Raw genomic sequence first — 3,485 nt, forward strand, 5'->3', positions numbered from 1 at the left:
GCGGCCCTTGAGCAGCTCCATCGCGATGTAGGCGCCTTGTTCGCTCACGCCGGCGTCGAACACCGTCACGATGTGCGGGTGGCTCAGGCCACCGGCGGCACGCGCTTCGTTCAGGAACAAGGCGTTGAACGACTCGCGCTCTTCGGCAGCGATTTCGAGGTTCAGGGTCTTGATGGCGATCAGGCGCGACAGCAGCGGGTCGTGCGCCGCGAACACGCGACCGAGGCCACCCTCGCCGATCTGGTACTTGAGGGCATAACGGCCGATGTGGCCGATGGTGGGCAACTGGTCGGTGGCCTTGTTGGGCGGGTTGGCGTTGAACGCCATCGCCGGCTGCGCCGGCAGGCCCATTTCTTCGGTGTCGCTCCAGGGCGCCGAGTCGCCGCCAGCCGGCAGGCTGTTGGGACCGGGGACAGACGGTTCAGGTGCGAGGCCGGACATGGAAGAACTTGGATTCGTCATTCAGCGGGCAGTAAGCAACCACCATCACGCGAGCTTAGTCCAAGCCAGGTGCACCAAGGCACCAAAAAGCACCGCGTTCGCGCATTAGTAACACCCCGACACGAAAGAGGATGTGAGGTTTTTCACTCACGATGGAGCGCAGTGTGCAGCCTGGCCACGGCCTGCCGCAGGCTGCCCATGCTGCTGGCATAGGAAAAGCGCACATAGCGCTCACCCGCATGCGGGCCGAAATCGCGGCCAGGGGTGATGGCCACGTGGGCGCGGCGCATCAGGTCGAAGCAGAAATCCCAGCTGCTGGGTGAGTGCGCCGAACAATCGGCCCAGGCATAGAACGCACCGTCGGGCATGACGGGCACGCTGAGGCCGAGTTGGTTCAAGGCCGGCACCAGGTAGTCGCGCCTCGCCTTGAACTCGCTGCGGCGGCGTTCGTATTCGTTGAGCGAGTCGGCCTCGAAGCAGGCCAGCGCTGCATGCTGTGCCACCGACGAAGCGCAGATGTAGAGGTTTTGTGCGAGCTTTTCGACCGGTGCGACCAGCGCCTCGGGCAGCACCAGCCAGCCCAGGCGCCAGCCCGTCATGCTGAAGTATTTGGAGAAGCTGTTGATCGAGATGATGTCGTCGCCGTGGGCCAAGGCGCTGTGGCCGAAAGCTTCGTCGAAGCTCAGGCCGAGGTAGATCTCGTCGACCATGGTGAAGCCGCCGCGGCTGCGCACGGCCTGCGCAATGCGCGCCATCTCGTCATGCGCAATCGAGGTGCCCGTGGGGTTGGAGGGCGAAGCCAGCAACACGCCGCGTGTGTGGGGCGTCCAGGCCGCTTCGACGCCCGCCGCATCCAGCTGAAAGCGGTGTTCGGGCGGTGAGGGCAACAGCACCGGCACCCCATCGGCGGCGGCCACGAAATGGCGGTTGCAGGGGTAGCTCGGGTCGGGCATCAGCACTTCGTCGCCACGCTCTACCAGGGCGAGGCAGGCCAGCTGCAGGGCGGCCGACGCGCCTGCGGTGATCACGATGCGCCGCGCCGGCACGTCCACACCAAAACGCTCGGCATACCACTGGCTCAGACGCTCACGCAGCGCGGGCAGGCCGGTGGCGGGGGTGTACTGGGTGCGGCCCTGGCTCAGGCAGCGCAGGGCGGCCTCTTGCACCAGCGGTGGGGCGGTGAAGTCGGGCTCGCCGATGTTCAGGAAGATCATCGGCGAGTCGGCGCACTCCGGGCTGGCGGCCATCTCGGCCGCCGCCTTGGCGCACTCCATCACGTAGAAGGGCTCGATGTGATCGAGCCGGCCCGCGAGCTTCATGGGGGCGGTGTCAGTGTGAAACGTCAGCGGCGCGAGGCGCGAAAGGCCTCGACCTCCAGCGGCCGCAGGTCGACCGCCGCCTTGTCGAGCACGCCGTTCACGTACTTGTGGCCGTCGGTGCCGCCGAAACTCTTGGCCAGCTCCACGGCCTCGTTGATCGCCACCTTGTAGGGGATGTCGATGCAGTGCTTGAGCTCGTAGACGCCGATCATCAGCACGCCGTGTTCGACCGGCGAAAGCTCGTTGGTCTTGCGGTCGACGTGGCGGGTGAGCGCGGCGTCGATGTCGGCCGCCTCGGCGATGCAGCCGTGCAGCAGGGCGTCGAAGTGCGCGGCATCACATTTGTCGAAACCTTCTTGTTCGCGCACATGGGCGTCGATTGCGCCGGGTTCACCACCCGAGAGCAGCCACTCGTACAAGCCTTGCACCGCGAATTCGCGCGAGCGCCGACGCGACGATTTGGGGCGCACGGGTTTGATAGGCGGCTTGCCCGCGCTGGCGGTCTTCTTGGGGGTGTCGGTCACGAAAGCTCTTCCAGCAGGTTGGCCATCTCGACGGCCACACGGGCGGCGTCGCGGCCTTTTTCTTCAGCGCGGGCCCAGGCCTGGGCTTCGTTCTCGACGGTCAGGATGGCGTTGGCCACCGGCAGCTCGTGGTCGAGTGACACGCGGCTCACGCCGGCACCGCTCTCGTTGGCGACCAGCTCGAAGTGGTAGGTCTCGCCGCGGATGATGCAGCCCAGCGCAATCAGCGCGTCGTAGCGGTCGCTCTGCGCCATGGCGTTGAGCGCCACCGGCACTTCGAGGGCGCCTGGCACGGTGACGTGGCGGATGTGCTTGGCGGCCACACCCAGGGCCTCCAGCTCGGCCATGCACGACTGCGCGAGCTGGTCAGTGAGCTTTTCGTTGAAGCGGGCTTGCACGATGCCGATGCGCAAATCGGTGCCGTCCAGATCAATGGCCTGGCCTTTGTCAGCGTCTTGCATGAGAGCGGTTCCTTCAGTGTTCCGGAGCGACGAAGCCGGTGACTTCGAGGCCATAGCCCGTCATGCTGGGCATGCGGCGCGGGCTGCCCAGCAGCTTCATCTTGCTCACACCCAGCTCGCGCAGGATCTGCGCGCCGATGCCGTAGGTGCGCAGGTCCATCTGGCCGCGCACGGGGGCGGTGCTGACGGGTGAGCCCAGGCGGGCCAGCATCGCGCTGGTGTCGTCGCCGCAGTTCAGCAGCACGGCGACACCTCGGCCTGCGGCCTGCACGGCCTGCAAGGCCTTGGGCAGCGGCCACGAGTGGCCACACGCGCCCACATCGAGCAAGTCCATCACCGACAGCGGCTCGTGCACACGCACCAGCACTTCTTCGCCGGTGTGCACGTCACCATGGCTCAGCGCCAGGTGCACACCACCGGTGCGGTCGCGGAAGGTGGTGCAGTCGAACACGCCCTGGGCGGTGCTGAGCTGGCGCTGTCCCAGACGCTCGATCAGGCTTTCGTTGCGGCTGCGGTAGCCGATGAGGTCGGCGATGGTGCCGATCTTCAGGCCGTGTTCCTTGGCGAAGATTTCGAGATCGGGCAGACGGGCCATGGTGCCGTCGTCTTTCATGATCTCGCAGATGACCGAGGTAGGCGACAGGCCTGCCATGCCGGCTAGGTCGCAGCCGGCTTCGGTGTGGCCTGCGCGCATGAGCACGCCGCCGTCTTTGGCTTGCAGCGGGAAGATGTGGCCGGGC

Annotated in this window: 5 protein-coding genes; all 5 read right to left on the bottom strand. The window is 66.5% G+C overall.

Features of this window, described 5'->3' with window-relative positions; all coding sequences use genetic code 11:
• Positions 1-441, bottom strand: a 441-nt coding sequence (locus tag RMO40_RS21045) for a protein kinase domain-containing protein (RefSeq protein ID WP_489660213.1), incomplete at its 3' end; no start/stop codon positions are given.
• A gap of 143 nt (positions 442-584) precedes the next feature.
• Positions 585-1,760 carry a pyridoxal phosphate-dependent aminotransferase gene (locus RMO40_RS21050; RefSeq protein WP_309725498.1) on the bottom strand — a complete coding sequence of 392 codons (1,176 nt, stop codon included), beginning with the start codon at positions 1,758-1,760 and terminating at the stop codon, positions 585-587.
• Positions 1,761-1,783: 23 nt separating this feature from the next.
• A complete protein-coding gene (gene nusB, locus RMO40_RS21055; protein ID WP_309725500.1) occupies positions 1,784-2,284 on the bottom strand; it encodes a transcription antitermination factor NusB in 501 nt (166 codons plus the stop codon).
• Complete coding sequence (ribH, locus tag RMO40_RS21060) at positions 2,281-2,745, bottom strand: 6,7-dimethyl-8-ribityllumazine synthase (RefSeq protein ID WP_309725502.1); 465 nt, start codon at positions 2,743-2,745, stop codon at positions 2,281-2,283. Before ribH ends, nusB begins: the two co-directional genes overlap by 4 nt.
• Before the next feature lie 13 nt (positions 2,746-2,758).
• Positions 2,759-3,485, bottom strand: a 727-nt coding sequence (locus RMO40_RS21065) for a 3,4-dihydroxy-2-butanone-4-phosphate synthase (protein ID WP_309725504.1), incomplete at its 5' end; no start/stop codon positions are given.

Origin of the sequence: Rhizobacter sp. (assembly GCF_031412075.1) — a bacterium.
Taxonomy (GTDB): domain Bacteria; phylum Pseudomonadota; class Gammaproteobacteria; order Burkholderiales; family Burkholderiaceae_C; genus Rhizobacter.